The organism is Kribbella polygonati (assembly GCF_050320105.1).
In the GTDB taxonomy this organism is placed as follows: Bacteria; Actinomycetota; Actinomycetes; order Propionibacteriales; family Kribbellaceae; genus Kribbella.
Genome location: NZ_CP190129.1, coordinates 2,892,893 through 2,906,882, shown reverse-complemented (window position 1 = coordinate 2,906,882; position 13,990 = coordinate 2,892,893). Strand labels below are relative to the sequence as shown.

Sequence of the window (13,990 nt, the reverse complement as noted above, 5' to 3'; positions counted from 1 at the left end):
CGGTCGCGCCGAGTCCCCCGACACCCTTAAGAATCGGGGGAAGTTCAAACGCCCGGCCCCCGCTGACGCGGCGGTTGACCCGTGGGGGGATTCGAGTGATGAGGTCGTGGCTGGCCGGGGTTCGACCACGCCCGGCCGCGGCGGAGTGCGCCGTACTCGTGCGGAGACGTCCTCGAGGTCTGGCGAGGCGTCGCAGGTTGCGCAGGACGAGAGTTTGAGTGACCCAGCCGCGCGCCGGGCGCCTGTTGACCAGAGCACCCCACGACGCGACCGTCCTTCGACGGGTTCGACGGGTTCGACGGGTTCGACGGGTTCGACGGGTTCGACGGGTTCGACGGGTTCGACGGGTTCGACGGGTTCGACGGGTTCGACGGGTTCGACGGGTTCGACGGGGAGTGGGGCGGGGACTCGGCGCCGGCGGACGGTGGGTGGGGGGTTCGGACGGTCGCGGAGGCGGCGGGGAGATGAAGAGCCGGAGGCTGCGGATCCGGGGATGGATCAGAATGCTGATCCGTATTCGGTGGCTCGGACGATCTTGCTGGACAAGCTGACGGGGCAGCCGCGGACGCGGGCCGAGTTGGCGGATGTGCTGGCGGATCGGGACATTCCGGACGAGGTGGCCGACGAGGTGCTGGATCGGTTCGTCGAGGTCGGGTTGATCGACGATGCGGCGTTCGCGAACGCGTGGGTTGAGTCTCGGCATCGTGGGCGCGGGTTGGGGAAACGTGCGCTGGCGCAGGAGCTTCGGCGGCGTGGAGTGGACGATCAGTTGACACGGGACGCGCTCGAGGAGCTCGATCCCGATCAGGAAGAGCAGACGGCGCGGGAGCTGGTACGCCGGAAGCTGCGGTCGATGCGTTCGCTCGAACGTCAGGTGGCGATGCGACGCCTACTCGGAATGCTTGCCCGCAAGGGATATCCGGGCGGCTTGGCGATGACCATCGTGAAGCAAGAACTCGACGCGAGCCACGAGGAGTTCCCGCTGCTGGATTCCTCAGGACTGGAAACCGAGTAGCACCCGACTGCATACGCCGCCTGGAATCGTCGCGCCTTGCTTGCAGCATGCTGCGCGGTCTGCGTCCGTGCTCGCGGTTGAGCGGTGCGTCACCGTGGCGGGGCCCGCCCGCCAGCCGACCCATCCGCCCGTTCGCCCGACGAAGCGACCGCCTGCTCGCGCGCTTGCATGCTCGCCCGCCCGCTCGCGTGACGACCCGCCCGAGTGACGACCCGCCCGCGTGCCAGCTTGACGTCTCGCCTGCTCGCTGGCCTGACGGCTCGCTTGCTCGACTGACCGCTCGGCTGACCGATCGCCGCCGGCGCCTGGGTGGACTTGGACCGGTATGACGGGCCGCACGCCACCCCGCACGCCACCCCGCACGCCACCCCGCACGACTGCCCGCCCGACTGCCGCTCGATTGACGGCGCGACCGCGTGCTGGCCTGACGGCTCGCCTTCCCGCTTGTTCGACTGTCCGTTCGGCTGACCGACCGCCGCCGGTGCGTGGGGTGGATTTGGACAGGTACGACGGCTCGCCCGCTCGACTGCCCGCTCGCCTGACGGCACGAGCGCACGGCTCGCCTGCCCGCTGGTTCGACTGGCCGTTCGGCTGACCGGCCGCCGCCAATGCCTGTGGTGTAGCTGGACCGGTACCTGACCGCTCGCCCGCCTCCCCGCCTCCCCGCCTGCGCGATTGCTGACTGTCCGCCCACTCGCCTGACGGCGCCACCGCCTGCTCGTCGGCTTACCTGAGCGCCTGACCGCCTGCCCGACTGATGCGCCCGACTGACCGGTCCGCTTGATCGACCGTCTGATCGGCAGTCGGATCGACCGGCAACCCGGCTCGGGCTTGGGGTGTGGCAGTCGTTGCTGTGGAGGATTTCGGGTGGTGGTCGGCGTGGTGGCTTTGATTGCGGGTATTGGGTGGACGTTCGCTTTGGGGTTTGTGCGGGACGGAGGTTGTGGTGGGTGGTCGAGGTGGGGATGGGGTTGTTGTGCGTGCGGGGGAGGCGGGGGATCGGGTGGGGATTCGGCGGGTGTTGGGTGGGTTGCATGGGGCGGGGGCTGATGGGGTGACGTTGCCTGTTGTGCGGAAGGCGGCGCGGACGTTTGTGGCTGTTGTTGGTGATGCGGTGGTGGGAGTGGTGGTCGGGACGTTCGTGGATTACGGGCGTGAGCCGTACGGGACCATCGAGGAACTGGTTGTTGCGCCTGGGCGGCGTGGAGCCGGGGTTGGGACTGCTTTGCTGGACGAGTGCCGGGGGTGGCTGGCGGGGGTTGGGGCTGAGGTGGTGTTTGTTTCGGCGGTTGGGGAAGAGGCTGCCGAGTTCTATGTGCGGGCGGGATTTAGCCGGTGTGTTGGGCCGTGGTTGTGGGGGCGGACGGGCGTGGGGCGGGAGTAGTTTTGGGGGATGGTGGGATTTGGGGATGTTGAGCGGGTGGTTGCGGGGTTGCCGGAGACGGTGGAGGTGGAACGGCACGGGATGCAGACGTGGAAGGTCGGGGGGAAGGCGTATGCGTGGGTTCGGCCGTTCAGTAAGGCGGATTTGAAGCGGTTCGGGGATGAGGTGCCGCCGGCGGGGCCGATTTTGGCGTTGACGGTTGAGGATCTGGCGGAGAAGGAAGCTGTGCTCGCGGCGCGGGCGGGGGACGGGTTCTTCACGATTCCGCATTTCAACGGGTATGCGGCGGTGCTGGTTCAGCTCGACAAGGTGTCGGAGCGGGTGCTGGAGGAGGCGTTGCTCGACGCCTGGTTGGTGCATGCGCCGGCGGAGGTTGCGAAGGCTCATCTCGGGCGGAGTTAGCCGTTCGGGTTCACCGGGCGCCCGGGTTCAGGTGAGTCGCGTGGCGTCGTCGCCGGGCGGAGGCGCTCGGGTGCGTGGTGGGCGGGCTCGGGGTGGATCGTGTGCGGGAGCCCGGGCGCGTGGCGGTGACCGGGTAGGGCGATGGGGTGGCATGGCGGGGCGATTAGGAGGCGACCGGGTGGGCATGCCGAGGGCGGCCAGGTGGGGCGATCGGGGTAGCCGTGGCGGGGCGCTCGCATTGGTATGGCGGGGTGACCGGGTGGGCGTGGGGGCGATCGGGGAGCGCTACCGGGTGGGCATGGCGGGGTGCCCGGGTGGGAATAGGGCGATCGGGTGGCGCGACGTGGTGGGCATGGCGGGCCGGCCGGGTGGGGTGATCGGGCGGGGATCGCTGGGTGGTCGGCTTGGGGATAGCGGGGCGATCGGGTTGGGCATGGTGGGGCGGTGGAGTGGGTGTGGTGGGGCGGATTGGGTGGGCGGGCGGTGGGCACTGACGTGCTCCGGTGGGGTGTCTTGAGAGGGGCTGGTTACGGAGGGTTATGGGGGTTGGGGGAGTGGGGTGCGGCGAGGGGCGTTGACGGGTGGGGCGTGACGGTGTGTTATCCGAGGTAGGGCCGGTATTTGGGCTGGTCCGTAGGCTGTGATTTTCCGTCGATCCGCCCCAGACACCGCGGAGGGTGCAATGAACGATTTCCAGGAACAGGCGAAGAACTGGCTCCGGAATGTCGTCAAGCAGAACCCGGACAAGATCAAGGCCGGGGTCGAGAAGGCCGGCGACTTGATCGACAAGCAGACCGGCGGGAAATACGCGGACAAGGTCGACGCGGTCCAGCAGAAGGTCGGCAGCTTCGTCGACAAGCAGAACTCCGAAGACGTGTCGGCGTCCGAGGAGGCCTCGCCGGCAGGAGCTGAGCCCAACGCCGAGGCGGCCGAAGCCGCTACTCAGCCCACCGAGACGGCGGGTGGGGCCCAGCCGACCGAGACCGCAGGTACTGCGCAGTCCGCTGACGACGCAGGTGCCGCCGAGGCTGCGGGCACCGCAGAATCCGCGACGGGTCCGAAGGCGTCCTAGACCGCGGCGGCTGAGCCGCCGGGTTGAGGCGGCGGAGGCTAAGGCGGCGGGAGGCCGAGCCGCGCAGGCCGAGGTTGCCAAGGCGGGGGCTGCGCAGGCTGAGGTCGCCGGGGCTGAGGCGGCGGAGGCTGAGGTAGCGGAGGCTGAGGTAGCGGAGGCTGAGGTAGCGGAGGCTGAGGTAGCGGAGGCTGAGCTGGCGAAGGCTGACCCGCGGAGGTTGAGCTCGCCGAGGCTGAGGGCGCGGAGCTGAGCTGCGCAGGCTGAGGTTGCCGAGGCTGACGGTGCCGAGGCTGAGGGGGCGTGGGTGGCGGCTGATCTGGTGAGGTTGGATTGGGCGTCGGCCATGGGTGGTGGGTGGGGGAAAGCGGGCGCGGCCCGTGAGTTCGGATGTTGCGGGTCGCGTTGGTGTAGGTGGAGTGGACCAGATCGCGGGTGGCCTTGTGTGGAGATCCGAGGGGTGGGGCGTGAGTGTCCGTCTTGACCGGGTGGTAGGGCGCGCTTAGCCTCGGCATCAGGAAGGGATGAATCCACCGGTTCGGTGGCGGACATGAGACGGTGGGCCGGTGAAACGGCCGGCCGGACGAGAACGCAATCACGCTCTCCGGAGCTGAAGGAAGGGCGACGGTGCCGAAGAGTGCCGTCGGATAGGCAGTACCGCTCGTGACGCCCGGCCGGGTCGGCGAGTGGAGTTTCCCGACACAGAGCGGGGCGAGTCGGCGGGCGGGGGTCCGCGGACCGTGAGTACCCGCAGCCGATCCGAATCACCGGTGCCGGCACCGGCCGGTTCGCCGTACCCGCGATGCCGCCGTACCTGCGGATTCCCTTCGACCGATGGCCACAGTCCCGTGCCGGGACTCGACGGAGAGGGGAGACGCCGATGACCGCGATGTCGGTTGGCCTGGCCCTGATCGGACTGCTGATCGCCGGACTGCTGGCCTGGATCGGCCTCACTCTCTCCCGCCGGAAGGCCGTCGACACCGCCGCCGCCCATCACGAGGTCGAGGCCGCGGCCGAGCAGGTACGCCGGCAGGCCGAGGAGGACGCGGCGGTGCTGCGGTCCCGCGCGGAGACGGCGGAGCGTCGCGCCGAGGACGTCCGGCGTACGGCGGAGGACCGGGCCTCGGAGGTACGGCGGGACGCGGAGCAGCGGGCGTCCGACGTACGGCGGGAGGCCGAGGCGGAGGCGCAGTCGATCCGGGACGACCTGCGCGAGCAGCGCCTGGAGATGGAGCGCCGCGACCACCGGCTGACCGAACGCGAGGAGCGGCTCGACGAGCAGCACCGCGGGATCGAGGAACGGCAGACCGAGCTGACCGCGCAGCTCGCCGAGCTGTCGCGGCGCGGCCAGGAGATCAAGGACCTGGAGGACGAGCGCCGCCGGATCCTCGAAGGCGTCGCGAACCTGACCGCCGAGCAGGCGAAGGCCGAGCTGGTGGCGGCGATCGAGGACGAGGCGAAGCGGCATGCGCACGCCACCGTCCGCGAGATCGAGCGGCAGGCGCTGGACGAGGGCGAGACGAAGGCGCGCAAGATCATCACCGGGGCGGTGCAGCGGCTCGCGTCGGAGCAGACGAGCGAGTCCGTGGTGTCGGTCGTGCATCTGCCGAGCGACGACATGAAGGGCCGGATCATCGGCCGCGAGGGCCGCAACATCCGCTCGTTCGAACAGACCACCGGCGTGAACCTGATCATCGACGACACCCCCGAAGCGGTGCTGCTGTCGTGCTTCGACCCGGTACGGCGGGAGACCGCGCGGCTGACGCTGGATTCGCTGGTGCTGGACGGCCGGATCCACCCGAGCCGGATCGAGGAGATCTACGAACGCAGCAAGGGCGAGGTCGCCGAGCTGTGCGAGCGGGCGGCCGAGGACGCGATGGCCGAGGTCGGCATCACGGACCTGCACCCGGAGCTGGTTCGGACGATGGGCCTGCTGCGGTACCGGACGTCGTACGGGCAGAACGTCCTCAAGCACCTGGTCGAGTCGGCGCACATCGCCGGGATGATGGCGGCCGAGCTCGGGCTGGATCCGAAGCTGTGCAAGCGCGGCGCGTTCCTGCACGACATCGGGAAGGCGCTGACGCACGAGTCCGAGGGCAGCCATGCGATCGTCGGTGCGGAGCTGGCGAAGAAGTACGGCGAGAACGACGACGTCGTGCACTGCATCGAGGCGCACCACAACGAGGTCGAGGTACGGACCGTCGAGGCGGTGCTGACGCAGGCGGCGGACGCGGTCAGCGGCGGGCGGCCCGGTGCGCGGCGGGAGTCGCTGGAGGCGTACGTGCAGCGGCTCGAACGGCTGGAGGAGATCGCGATGCACCACGACGGTGTCGAGAAGGTGTTCGCGATGCAGGCCGGCCGGGAGATCCGGGTGATGGTGCTGCCGGACGCCGTCGACGACATCGCGGCCCAGGTGATGGCCCGCGACATCGCCAAGCAGGTCGAGGAGGAGCTGACGTATCCCGGTCAGATCCGCGTCACCGTGGTGCGCGAGTCGCGGGCGACCGAGGTCGCGAAGTAGGGCTCAGCGGAACGCGGACTCGCCGGTCAGCGCCTGGCCGATGACGAGTTGGTGGACCTCGGACGTGCCCTCGTAGGTGAGTACGGACTCGAGATTGTTGGCGTGCCGCATGATCGGGTACTCGCCGCTGATGCCGTTCGCGGCCAGGATCGTGCGGCATTCGCGGGCGATCGCGATGGCCTCGCGGACGTTGTTCAGCTTGCCGACCGACACCTGCTCGGGGCGCAGCGTGCCCTTCTCCTTGAGGCGGCCGAGGTGGACGGCGAGCAGGATGCCCTTGTTCAGTTCGACGGCCATGTCGGCGAGTTTCGCCTGGGTCAGCTGGTACGCCGTGAGCGGCTTGTCGAACACGATCCGCTCGCCGGCGTACGCGATCGCGGTCTCCAGACAGTCCCGGGCCGCGCCCATCGCGCCGAAGATGATGCCGAACCGGGCCTCGTTCAGGCAGCCGAGCGGGCCGGACAGACCGCGGGCCTCGGGCAACATCGCGGACGCCGGGAGCCGTACGTCGTCGAAGATCAGCTCGGAGGTCACGGACGCGCGCAGTGACATCTTCTGCTTGATCTCGGGGGCGGAGAAGCCGGGCGTGGAGGTCGGTACGACGAAGCCGCGGACGCCGTCGTCGGTCCGCGCCCAGACGACCGCGACGTCGGCGACCGAACCGTTGGTGATCCACATCTTCGAGCCGTTGAGAATCCAGTCGTCCCCGTCACGACGGGCGTTGGTGCGCATGCCGGCCGGGTTGGAGCCGAAGTCGGGTTCGGTCAGGCCGAAGCAGCCGATCGCCTCGCCGGCGGACATTCTGGGCAGCCACTCGGTCTTCTGGTCGTCGCTGCCGTACTTCCAGATCGCGTACATCGCGAGCGAGCCCTGCACGGAGACGAGCGAGCGCATGCCGGAATCGGCGGCCTCGATCTCCAGGCAGGCCAGCCCGTACGCGACCGGTCCGAGGCCGGCGCAGCCGTAGCCGGTCAGGTGCATCCCGAGGAAGCCGAGCGCGCCGAGCTCCTTCGCCAGCTCCCGCGCCGGGATCGAGGCGGACTCGAACCACTCGGGCAGGTTCGGCCGCAACCGCTCGTCCGCAAACCGCCGCGCCGCCGCCCGCACGTCGACCTCTTCCGACGTCAGCAACGAGTCGACGTCCACCAGATCCAAGGAAGCACCCATGTGCTCACGCTAGCGGGTGGAACCGGCGCCGGGGTCGTGTGGAAGGCCACACGCCTACTTCAAGATCAGGGTCCCGTCGAAGGCGTCCAGATCGGCGAGTGTCTCCTCGTACACCGGCCGGAGCGCGGGCAGCTCGTCGCGGGCGAAGAACCGGGCGTCGCGCGTCTCGTCGGTCTTGGCGAGCAGCGAGCCGCTCCAGCGATCCACCCGGAACACCACAGTGAACATCTGGTGCTCACCGCCGTACGCGTTGGTGAACCAGTACTGCGGACCCGTGTACATGGCGATCGGGGTCGCTGTCTCCACCACCAGGCCGGTCTCCTCGCGCACCTCGCGGACCAGTGCGTCCCAGATCGACTCGCCCAGCTCGAGCCCGCCGGCGGGCATCACCCAGGTGTCGTCGTCGGAGCGCCGCACGAGCAGTACGGCGCCCGTGTCGTCACGAATGACAGCACGCGGGCCTGGCGTGATGAGGCGTTGCGTGCCGACCTGACTGCGGAGGTTTCCGACGTACGACTCCTCGTAGCTCACTTGCGGTACCAGGGCCACCACCAGTGGCGTTTGCGGGCGTGGCGGACCACGACGCTGGCGTGGTGGGCCTTGCCGGTGACGTGGAGGCGGACGCCGCCGGCGCGGGGGGCTACGGCGCGGTTCTTGGCGCTGCTGTGGTTGGCCTCCACCTGGTCGATGTCCACGCTCCAGCCCTCGGGGATGACCATCACGACCGAGCTGTGGATGGCCTGGGCGTCGACGTGGATGTCGGACCAGTGGACGACGGCGTCGGTGAAGTCGAGCTTGACCGACGAGTGCTCCGCGATCGCGGTCAGGCGCTCTGGAACGACCCACGCGCCTTCGCGCTTCTGGGCGCTGTGGCGGGCGCGCAGCGTGAGCTCCTGGGAGCTGCCGTGGGCAACCGGCACCAGATCGGCGGTCGCGTTGCGGAGCTCCAGCTGGGTCTTGGCCGAGTAGATCTGGGTCAGCCGCTCGTCCAGTTCCTCGAAGTCCAGCCGCCCGTCGGTGTGCGCTTCCTGGACCACGGCGGCGGCACGCTCACGGTCGTTGTCGGATGCCCGGTGACCGGGCGGCGGCTGCTCCAGACTCATGCACCCAAAGGTAGCGCCGCATCAGCCGACGAGGGACAGGAATCGGCCCACCACGGTCGACCACGTCTCGTCGAGCTCCGACGCGTACCGGTCGGCGTCGGCCACAACCTGCGAGGGGTCGAATCCCAGCGAACGCAGCCGCTCCGGGCTCCACCGGCGTACCCGTGAAGCTGTGACCTCTGGATGGAACTGCACGCCCCAGCTCTGACCGATCCGCAGCATCTGGTTCGGGCAGCGCTCACTCGACATCAGCAGCACCGCGTCCTCCGGAAGCCGCGTGATCTGGTCCTGATGACTCTCCACGGCCCACACCGAAGTAGGAAGCCCAGCCAGCAGTACGTCGTCAGCAGCGGCCGGGAGCACCGTCAGCGCCGTCACGCCCTTCTCCGGCAGCCCGTACTTACCACGTACCTCTCCGCCGAACTCGTGCGCCAGCATCTGCCCGCCGAGGCAGATGCCGAGCACAGGAACCCGCCCGTGCGCGTCACGGAGCAGCGAACGTTCAGCCGGCAGCCAGGGCGACCGATCGTCCTCGTCCGGCAGCATCCCGCCGCCGAGCAGGACCAGTGCCGCATGCCCGTCGATGCATTCGGGTACCGGCTCGCCGTCCCACGCCCGGACGACGACCGGGGTGATGCCACGGGCATCCATCCAGTCGAGCAACAGCCCGGGTCCACTCTCGGCGTCGTTCTCGATGATCAGCACGGTCGTCACCCGGGCAACGGTACGGCGGCACCAGCTGACACGCAGAGACCGGCGTACCGGAGTTGCTGTTCCTGGATACTGATGCACTGGGGGTGCCGATGGAGCCAGTCAGTGGATTCGTGCGCGCCGTTGTCGGAGACGTGGCCTTCGTCTTCGGCAAGGGCATGGTGAGCGCGTACCTGCTTGCGCGCCGCAACGGGTGGTCGCGCCCACAGTTGGACATCCTGGTGCGCTCGCACGGCCAGTACGTGCCGCTCTCCGTCCCGACCGGCACCGTGCCGGTCATCGGGCGGCTCGTCGGGCTGGACGAGATCCGCCCGGCGCCGATGGTCACCGTCGAGTTCACACCGGGCGACACCGGCGCCGAAGCACACCTCACAGCCAACAACCCGGTGCTCATCACAATCACTGACGTCAGCCACCGCGAGTACGACGCGGCAATACTGACCACGTCGCTCGGTGCTGCGGCGTACGCACAGCTGCCGCCGGGGTATTACCACGTGTCCGCTGTGGTTGTTGACGAGTACGGCGACCTCTTGCAGGGGTACGGCGCTCAACACAACCTGCACGTGGACAAGGGCGACGACGTGATTGTCTCGCTGTCTATCCGGACCGCGGGCGTCGCGGAGATCGCCGCGGCACTGGAGACCGGCCAGCAGCCCGCACTGGTCACGCAGACCGGTGACGTCGTACCGCTGCTGGACCTGGTGCGTATCGGCCGCGCGCCCGACTGTGACCTCATCCTGGACCGCCAGGAGATCAGCAGGCACCACGCGGAGCTGTTGCGCATCGACGCGACCAGTTACGAGCTACGGGACCTCGGGTCGACCAACGGCACACAAGTGAACGGCGTACCGATCCAGACCGCAATGGTGGGTCATGGCGACGAGATCCGGCTCGGGGGCCTCCCGTTCCGCCTGCTGGTGTCCTGACCTGGAACAATGGCGCTGTGAACCCGCGTAGCGTCGTCATCCTCGGCTCGACCGGCTCGATCGGTACCACGGCGCTCGAGCTGATCGGACGGAACCGGGACCGCTTCCACGTGCTCGCGTTGTCCGCCGGCGGGGACAACGTCGGGTTGCTGGCGGAGCAGGCGCTCGAGTTCGGCGTCGAGGTCGTGGCGGTCGCGAAGGCGACGGTCGCGCAGGACTTGCAGCTGGCGTTCTACGCGGAGGCGCAGCGCAAGGGGTACGCGCAGGGCGAGTTCCGGATCCCGAAGATCCTCACCGGGCCGGACGCGTCGAGTGAGCTCGCGGCGATGCCGTGTGACGTCGTACTCAACGGGATCAACGGATCGGTCGGCCTGCACGCGACGCTGGCGGCGCTGGACGCCGGGAACACGCTCGCGCTCGCCAACAAGGAATCGCTGGTGATCGGCGGGCCGATCGTCACCCGGCGTGCGAAGCCCGGCCAGATCGTCGCGGTCGACTCCGAGCACAGCGCGATCGCCCAGTGCCTGCGCGGCGGTTCGCCGGACGAAGTACGCAAGCTGCTGCTGACCGCGAGCGGTGGACCGTTTCTCGGCAGGCCGCGCAGTGAGCTGGCGAACGTCACGGTCGAGCAGGCCCTCGAGCACCCCAACTTCGCGATGGGCCCGGTCGTCACGATCAACTCCGCGACGCTGGTCAACAAGGGCCTGGAGCTGATCGAGGCGCACCTGCTGTTCGGCATCCCGATGGACCGGATCGACGTCGTGATCCACCGGCAGCAGGCGATCCACTCGATGGTCGAGTTCACCGACGGCGCCACGATCGCGCAGGTCGGGATCCCGACGATGACCGTGCCGATCGCGCTCGCGCTCGGCTGGCCCGACCGGATACCGGACGCGACCCGGCCGTGGAGCTTCGCCGAGGCGAGCACCTGGACGTTCCAGCCGGTCGACGACGCGGAGTTCCCGTCGGTCGGGCTGGCCCGCGAGGCCGGGACCCGGGGCGGTACGGCGCCGGCCGTGTTCAACGCCGCGAACGAGGTCTGCGTGCAGGCGTTCCGGGACGGCCTCCTGCCGTTCACCGGGATCGTCGACACGGTCGCCCGGGTGGTGACCGGTCACGACGTACCCTCGTATGAGGAACTGTCCGTCGACGACGTGCTGGCGGCGGACGCGTGGGCCCGAACGCGGGCCCGTGAGATCACCGGAGTACAGGAGACCCACCAGGCATGAGCGTGCTTCTCACCATCCTCGGCATCGTGGTGTTCGTGCTCGGGGTGCTGATCTCCGTGGCGCTGCACGAGCTGGGCCACATGCTCCCGGCGAAGGCGTTCGGGATGAAGGTCACGCAGTTCTTCGCCGGCTTCGGGCGCACCCTGTGGTCGGTGCAGCGCGGTGAGACGGAGTACGGCATCAAGGCGATCCCGGCCGGCGGCTTCGTCCGGATCATCGGCATGATGCCGCCCGCGAAGGGCCAGGACCCGACCAAGGTCCGCAAGGCCAACACCGGCGCGATCCAGTCGATGGTGGAGAACGCGCGGACGGCGGAGTACGAGACGATCGCGCCCGAGGACGACGGCCGGCTGTTCTACCAGAAGGTGTGGTGGAAGAAGCTGATCGTGATGGCGTCCGGGCCGCTGGTCAACGTACTGATCGCGGCCGTACTGTTCACCGGCCTGTTCACGCTGTACGGCGCCCGGGTCCCGCAGACCACGATCTCCACCGTGACCGACTGCGTGATCCCGGCCAAGCAGGCCACGCCGGACCGGAAGTGCCAGGACGGGGACAAGGAGTCGCCCGCGAAGCTCGCCGGGTTCCACGTCGGGGACAAGATCCTCTCGTTCAACGGCACCCAGATCAGCAGCTGGGACCAGCTCACCCCGCTGATCCGGGCGAACACCGACAAACCCGCGACGATCGTTGTCGAGCGCAACGGTCAGCAGCTCACCCTGCAGACCAAGACGATCGTCAACCAGGTGCTGGACTCGCCGGCGTCGGACAAGTACGTCTCGGTCGGGTTCCTCGGCGTCTCCCCGGTGAACAAGCTCGAACGGCAGAGCGTCGGCTACGCCTTCGACCAGATGGGCACCTACACGGTCGCGACGGTGAAGGCCCTCGGCCGGTTCCCGGAGAAGCTGGTCGGCGTCGCGAAGTCGATCGTCGGCGGCAAGCGGGACGCGGACAGCCCGATGAGCGTCGTCGGCGCCAGCCGGGTCGCGGGCGAGATCGCCTCCAGCAACCTCGACGTCGGCGCGAAGTTCGCGAGCCTGATCCTGCTGCTCGCCTCGCTGAACCTGTTCCTCGCCCTGTTCAACTTCATCCCGCTGCTGCCGCTCGACGGCGGGCACATGGTCGGCGCGATCTGGGAAGGCATCCGCCGCGGCCTGGCGAGGCTGTTCGGCCGGCCGGACCCCGGGTACGTCGACGTGGCCAAGCTGCTGCCGATCGCGTACGTCGCGGCCAGTGTGATCGTGGTGATGGGCGTCCTGCTCGTCATCGCCGACATCGTGAACCCCATCAAGCTGTTCAACGGATAAGGAATCATGAGCATCAACCTCGGCATGCCTGCGTTGCCGCCCCCGACCCTTGCGCCGCGCCGCAAGACCCGTCAGATCAAGGTCGGCAGCGTGCTGGTCGGCGGTGACGCGCCGGTCTCGGTGCAGTCGATGACGACCACTCCGACGAACGACGTCAACAAGACGCTGCAGCAGATCGCCGAGCTGACCGCGGCCGGCTGCGACATCGTCCGGGTCGCCTGCCCGCGGCAGGAGGACGCCGACGCGCTGCAGGAGATCGCGCAGCACTCGCAGATCCCGGTGATCGCCGACATCCACTTCCAGCCGTCGTACGTGTTCGCGGCGATCGAGGCCGGCTGCGCCGCCGTCCGCGTGAACCCGGGCAACATCCGCAAGTTCGACGACCAGGTCAAGGAGATCGCGCAGGCGGCGAAGGACCACGGTACGTCGCTGCGGATCGGGGTGAACGCCGGTTCGCTGGACAAGCGGCTGCTGGAGAAGTACGGGAAGGCGACGCCGGAGGCGCTGGTCGAGTCCGCCGTCTGGGAGGCGTCGCTGTTCGAGGAGCACGACTTCCACGACTTCAAGATCTCGGTCAAGCACAACGACCCGGTCGTGATGGTGCAGGCGTACGAGCAGCTCGCCGAGCGCGGCGACTGGCCGCTGCACCTCGGCGTCACCGAGGCCGGGCCGGCGTTCCAGGGCACGATCAAGTCGTCGGTCGCGTTCGGGGCGCTGCTCTCGAAGGGCATCGGCGACACGATCCGGGTGTCGCTGTCCGCGCCGCCGGTCGAGGAGGTCAAGGTCGGCCTGCAGATCCTGCAGTCGCTGAACCTGCGCGAGCGCAAACTTGAGATCGTCTCCTGCCCGTCCTGCGGCCGCGCCCAGGTGGACGTGTACACGCTCGCCGAGCAGGTGACCGCCGGGCTCGAGGGCATGGAGGTTCCGCTCCGGGTCGCCGTCATGGGCTGCGTCGTGAACGGCCCCGGCGAGGCCCGCGAGGCCGACCTCGGCGTCGCCTCCGGCAACGGCAAGGGCCAGATCTTCGTCAAGGGCGAGGTCATCAAGACCGTCCCCGAGTCGGCGATCGTCGAGACCCTGATCGAAGAGGCCATGCGCATCGCCGAGGAGATGGAAGCCACCGGCGAACCCGGCGAGCCCACCGTCAGCGTCAGCTGAC

Annotated in this window: 13 protein-coding genes; 9 read left to right on the top strand and 4 right to left on the bottom strand. The window is 69.0% G+C overall.

What is annotated here, in order from left to right:
• Nucleotides 1-493 precede the first annotated feature (493 nt).
• The 5 genes from ACQHIV_RS13935 to rny all read left to right on the top strand — a co-directional run bounded on the left by ACQHIV_RS13935 (nucleotide 494) and on the right by rny (nucleotide 6,391).
• Entirely contained in the window at nucleotides 494-1,015 is a 522-nt protein-coding gene (locus ACQHIV_RS13935; RefSeq protein WP_427894352.1) for a regulatory protein RecX, read from the top strand.
• A gap of 943 nt (nucleotides 1,016-1,958) precedes the next feature.
• The gene (locus ACQHIV_RS13930; RefSeq protein ID WP_427896480.1) at nucleotides 1,959-2,399 is read left to right on the top strand and encodes a GNAT family N-acetyltransferase; all 441 of its coding nucleotides are present in this window, start codon (nucleotides 1,959-1,961) and stop codon (nucleotides 2,397-2,399) included.
• A gap of 48 nt (nucleotides 2,400-2,447) precedes the next feature.
• Nucleotides 2,448-2,801 carry an MmcQ/YjbR family DNA-binding protein gene (locus ACQHIV_RS13925; protein ID WP_427894350.1) on the top strand — a complete coding sequence of 118 codons (354 nt, stop codon included), beginning with the start codon at nucleotides 2,448-2,450 and terminating at the stop codon, nucleotides 2,799-2,801.
• A gap of 682 nt (nucleotides 2,802-3,483) precedes the next feature.
• A complete protein-coding gene (locus tag ACQHIV_RS13920) occupies nucleotides 3,484-3,873 on the top strand; it encodes an antitoxin (RefSeq protein ID WP_427894348.1) in 390 nt (129 codons plus the stop codon).
• 877 nt (nucleotides 3,874-4,750) lie between these two features.
• Complete coding sequence (rny, locus tag ACQHIV_RS13915; protein ID WP_427894347.1) at nucleotides 4,751-6,391, top strand: ribonuclease Y; 1,641 nt, start codon at nucleotides 4,751-4,753, stop codon at nucleotides 6,389-6,391.
• Nucleotides 6,392-6,394: 3 nt separating this feature from the next.
• Here the strand turns inward: rny and ACQHIV_RS13910 are convergent, their stop codons facing one another.
• Genes ACQHIV_RS13910 through ACQHIV_RS13895 form a run of 4 tightly spaced genes read right to left on the bottom strand, consistent with a single transcriptional unit; the run spans nucleotide 6,395 to nucleotide 9,375 of the window.
• The gene (locus ACQHIV_RS13910) at nucleotides 6,395-7,558 is read right to left on the bottom strand and encodes an acyl-CoA dehydrogenase family protein (RefSeq protein ID WP_427894345.1); all 1,164 of its coding nucleotides are present in this window, start codon (nucleotides 7,556-7,558) and stop codon (nucleotides 6,395-6,397) included.
• A 54-nt stretch (nucleotides 7,559-7,612) separates the two neighbouring features.
• Nucleotides 7,613-8,089 (bottom strand): NUDIX domain-containing protein, encoded by a 477-nt coding sequence (locus ACQHIV_RS13905; protein WP_427894343.1) that lies wholly within the window; start codon nucleotides 8,087-8,089, stop codon nucleotides 7,613-7,615.
• Complete coding sequence (locus ACQHIV_RS13900; protein ID WP_427894341.1) at nucleotides 8,086-8,661, bottom strand: DUF1707 SHOCT-like domain-containing protein; 576 nt, start codon at nucleotides 8,659-8,661, stop codon at nucleotides 8,086-8,088. The genes ACQHIV_RS13905 and ACQHIV_RS13900 overlap by 4 nt, the downstream gene beginning before the upstream one ends.
• 21 nt (nucleotides 8,662-8,682) lie before the next feature.
• The gene (locus ACQHIV_RS13895; protein WP_427894339.1) at nucleotides 8,683-9,375 is read right to left on the bottom strand and encodes a type 1 glutamine amidotransferase; all 693 of its coding nucleotides are present in this window, start codon (nucleotides 9,373-9,375) and stop codon (nucleotides 8,683-8,685) included.
• 89 nt (nucleotides 9,376-9,464) lie between these two features.
• Between ACQHIV_RS13895 and ACQHIV_RS13890 the strand changes: the two genes are divergently transcribed.
• The 4 genes from ACQHIV_RS13890 to ispG are packed head-to-tail and all read left to right on the top strand — an operon-like array spanning nucleotide 9,465 to nucleotide 13,989.
• Nucleotides 9,465-10,298, top strand: a complete 834-nt coding sequence (locus ACQHIV_RS13890; RefSeq protein ID WP_427894338.1) for an FHA domain-containing protein — start codon at nucleotides 9,465-9,467, stop codon at nucleotides 10,296-10,298.
• A 17-nt stretch (nucleotides 10,299-10,315) separates the two neighbouring features.
• Entirely contained in the window at nucleotides 10,316-11,527 is a 1,212-nt protein-coding gene (gene dxr / locus ACQHIV_RS13885; protein ID WP_427894336.1) for a 1-deoxy-D-xylulose-5-phosphate reductoisomerase, read from the top strand.
• On the top strand, nucleotides 11,524-12,831 hold the full coding sequence (locus ACQHIV_RS13880) for a M50 family metallopeptidase (RefSeq protein WP_427894334.1): 1,308 nt from the start codon (nucleotides 11,524-11,526) through the stop codon (nucleotides 12,829-12,831). The genes dxr and ACQHIV_RS13880 overlap by 4 nt, the downstream gene beginning before the upstream one ends.
• A gap of 6 nt (nucleotides 12,832-12,837) precedes the next feature.
• Complete coding sequence (gene ispG / locus ACQHIV_RS13875) at nucleotides 12,838-13,989, top strand: flavodoxin-dependent (E)-4-hydroxy-3-methylbut-2-enyl-diphosphate synthase (protein WP_427894332.1); 1,152 nt, start codon at nucleotides 12,838-12,840, stop codon at nucleotides 13,987-13,989.
• Nucleotide 13,990: the final 1 nt, after the last annotated feature.

Bases quoted from the DNA above. Each gene is read 5' to 3' on its own strand.
- ACQHIV_RS13935 (WP_427894352.1), top strand. From the start codon at position 494: ATGGATCAGAATGCTGATCCGTATTCGGTGGCTCGGACGATCTTGCTG.
- ACQHIV_RS13920 (WP_427894348.1), top strand. From the start codon at position 3,484: ATGAACGATTTCCAGGAACAGGCGAAGAACTGGCTCCGGAATGTCGTC.
- rny (WP_427894347.1), top strand. From the start codon at position 4,751: ATGACCGCGATGTCGGTTGGCCTGGCCCTGATCGGACTGCTGATCGCC.
- ACQHIV_RS13910 (WP_427894345.1), bottom strand. From the start codon at position 7,558: ATGGGTGCTTCCTTGGATCTGGTGGACGTCGACTCGTTGCTGACGTCG.
- ACQHIV_RS13900 (WP_427894341.1), bottom strand. From the start codon at position 8,661: ATGAGTCTGGAGCAGCCGCCGCCCGGTCACCGGGCATCCGACAACGAC.
- ACQHIV_RS13890 (WP_427894338.1), top strand. From the start codon at position 9,465: ATGGAGCCAGTCAGTGGATTCGTGCGCGCCGTTGTCGGAGACGTGGCC.
- ACQHIV_RS13880 (WP_427894334.1), top strand. From the start codon at position 11,524: ATGAGCGTGCTTCTCACCATCCTCGGCATCGTGGTGTTCGTGCTCGGG.
- ispG (WP_427894332.1), top strand. From the start codon at position 12,838: ATGAGCATCAACCTCGGCATGCCTGCGTTGCCGCCCCCGACCCTTGCG.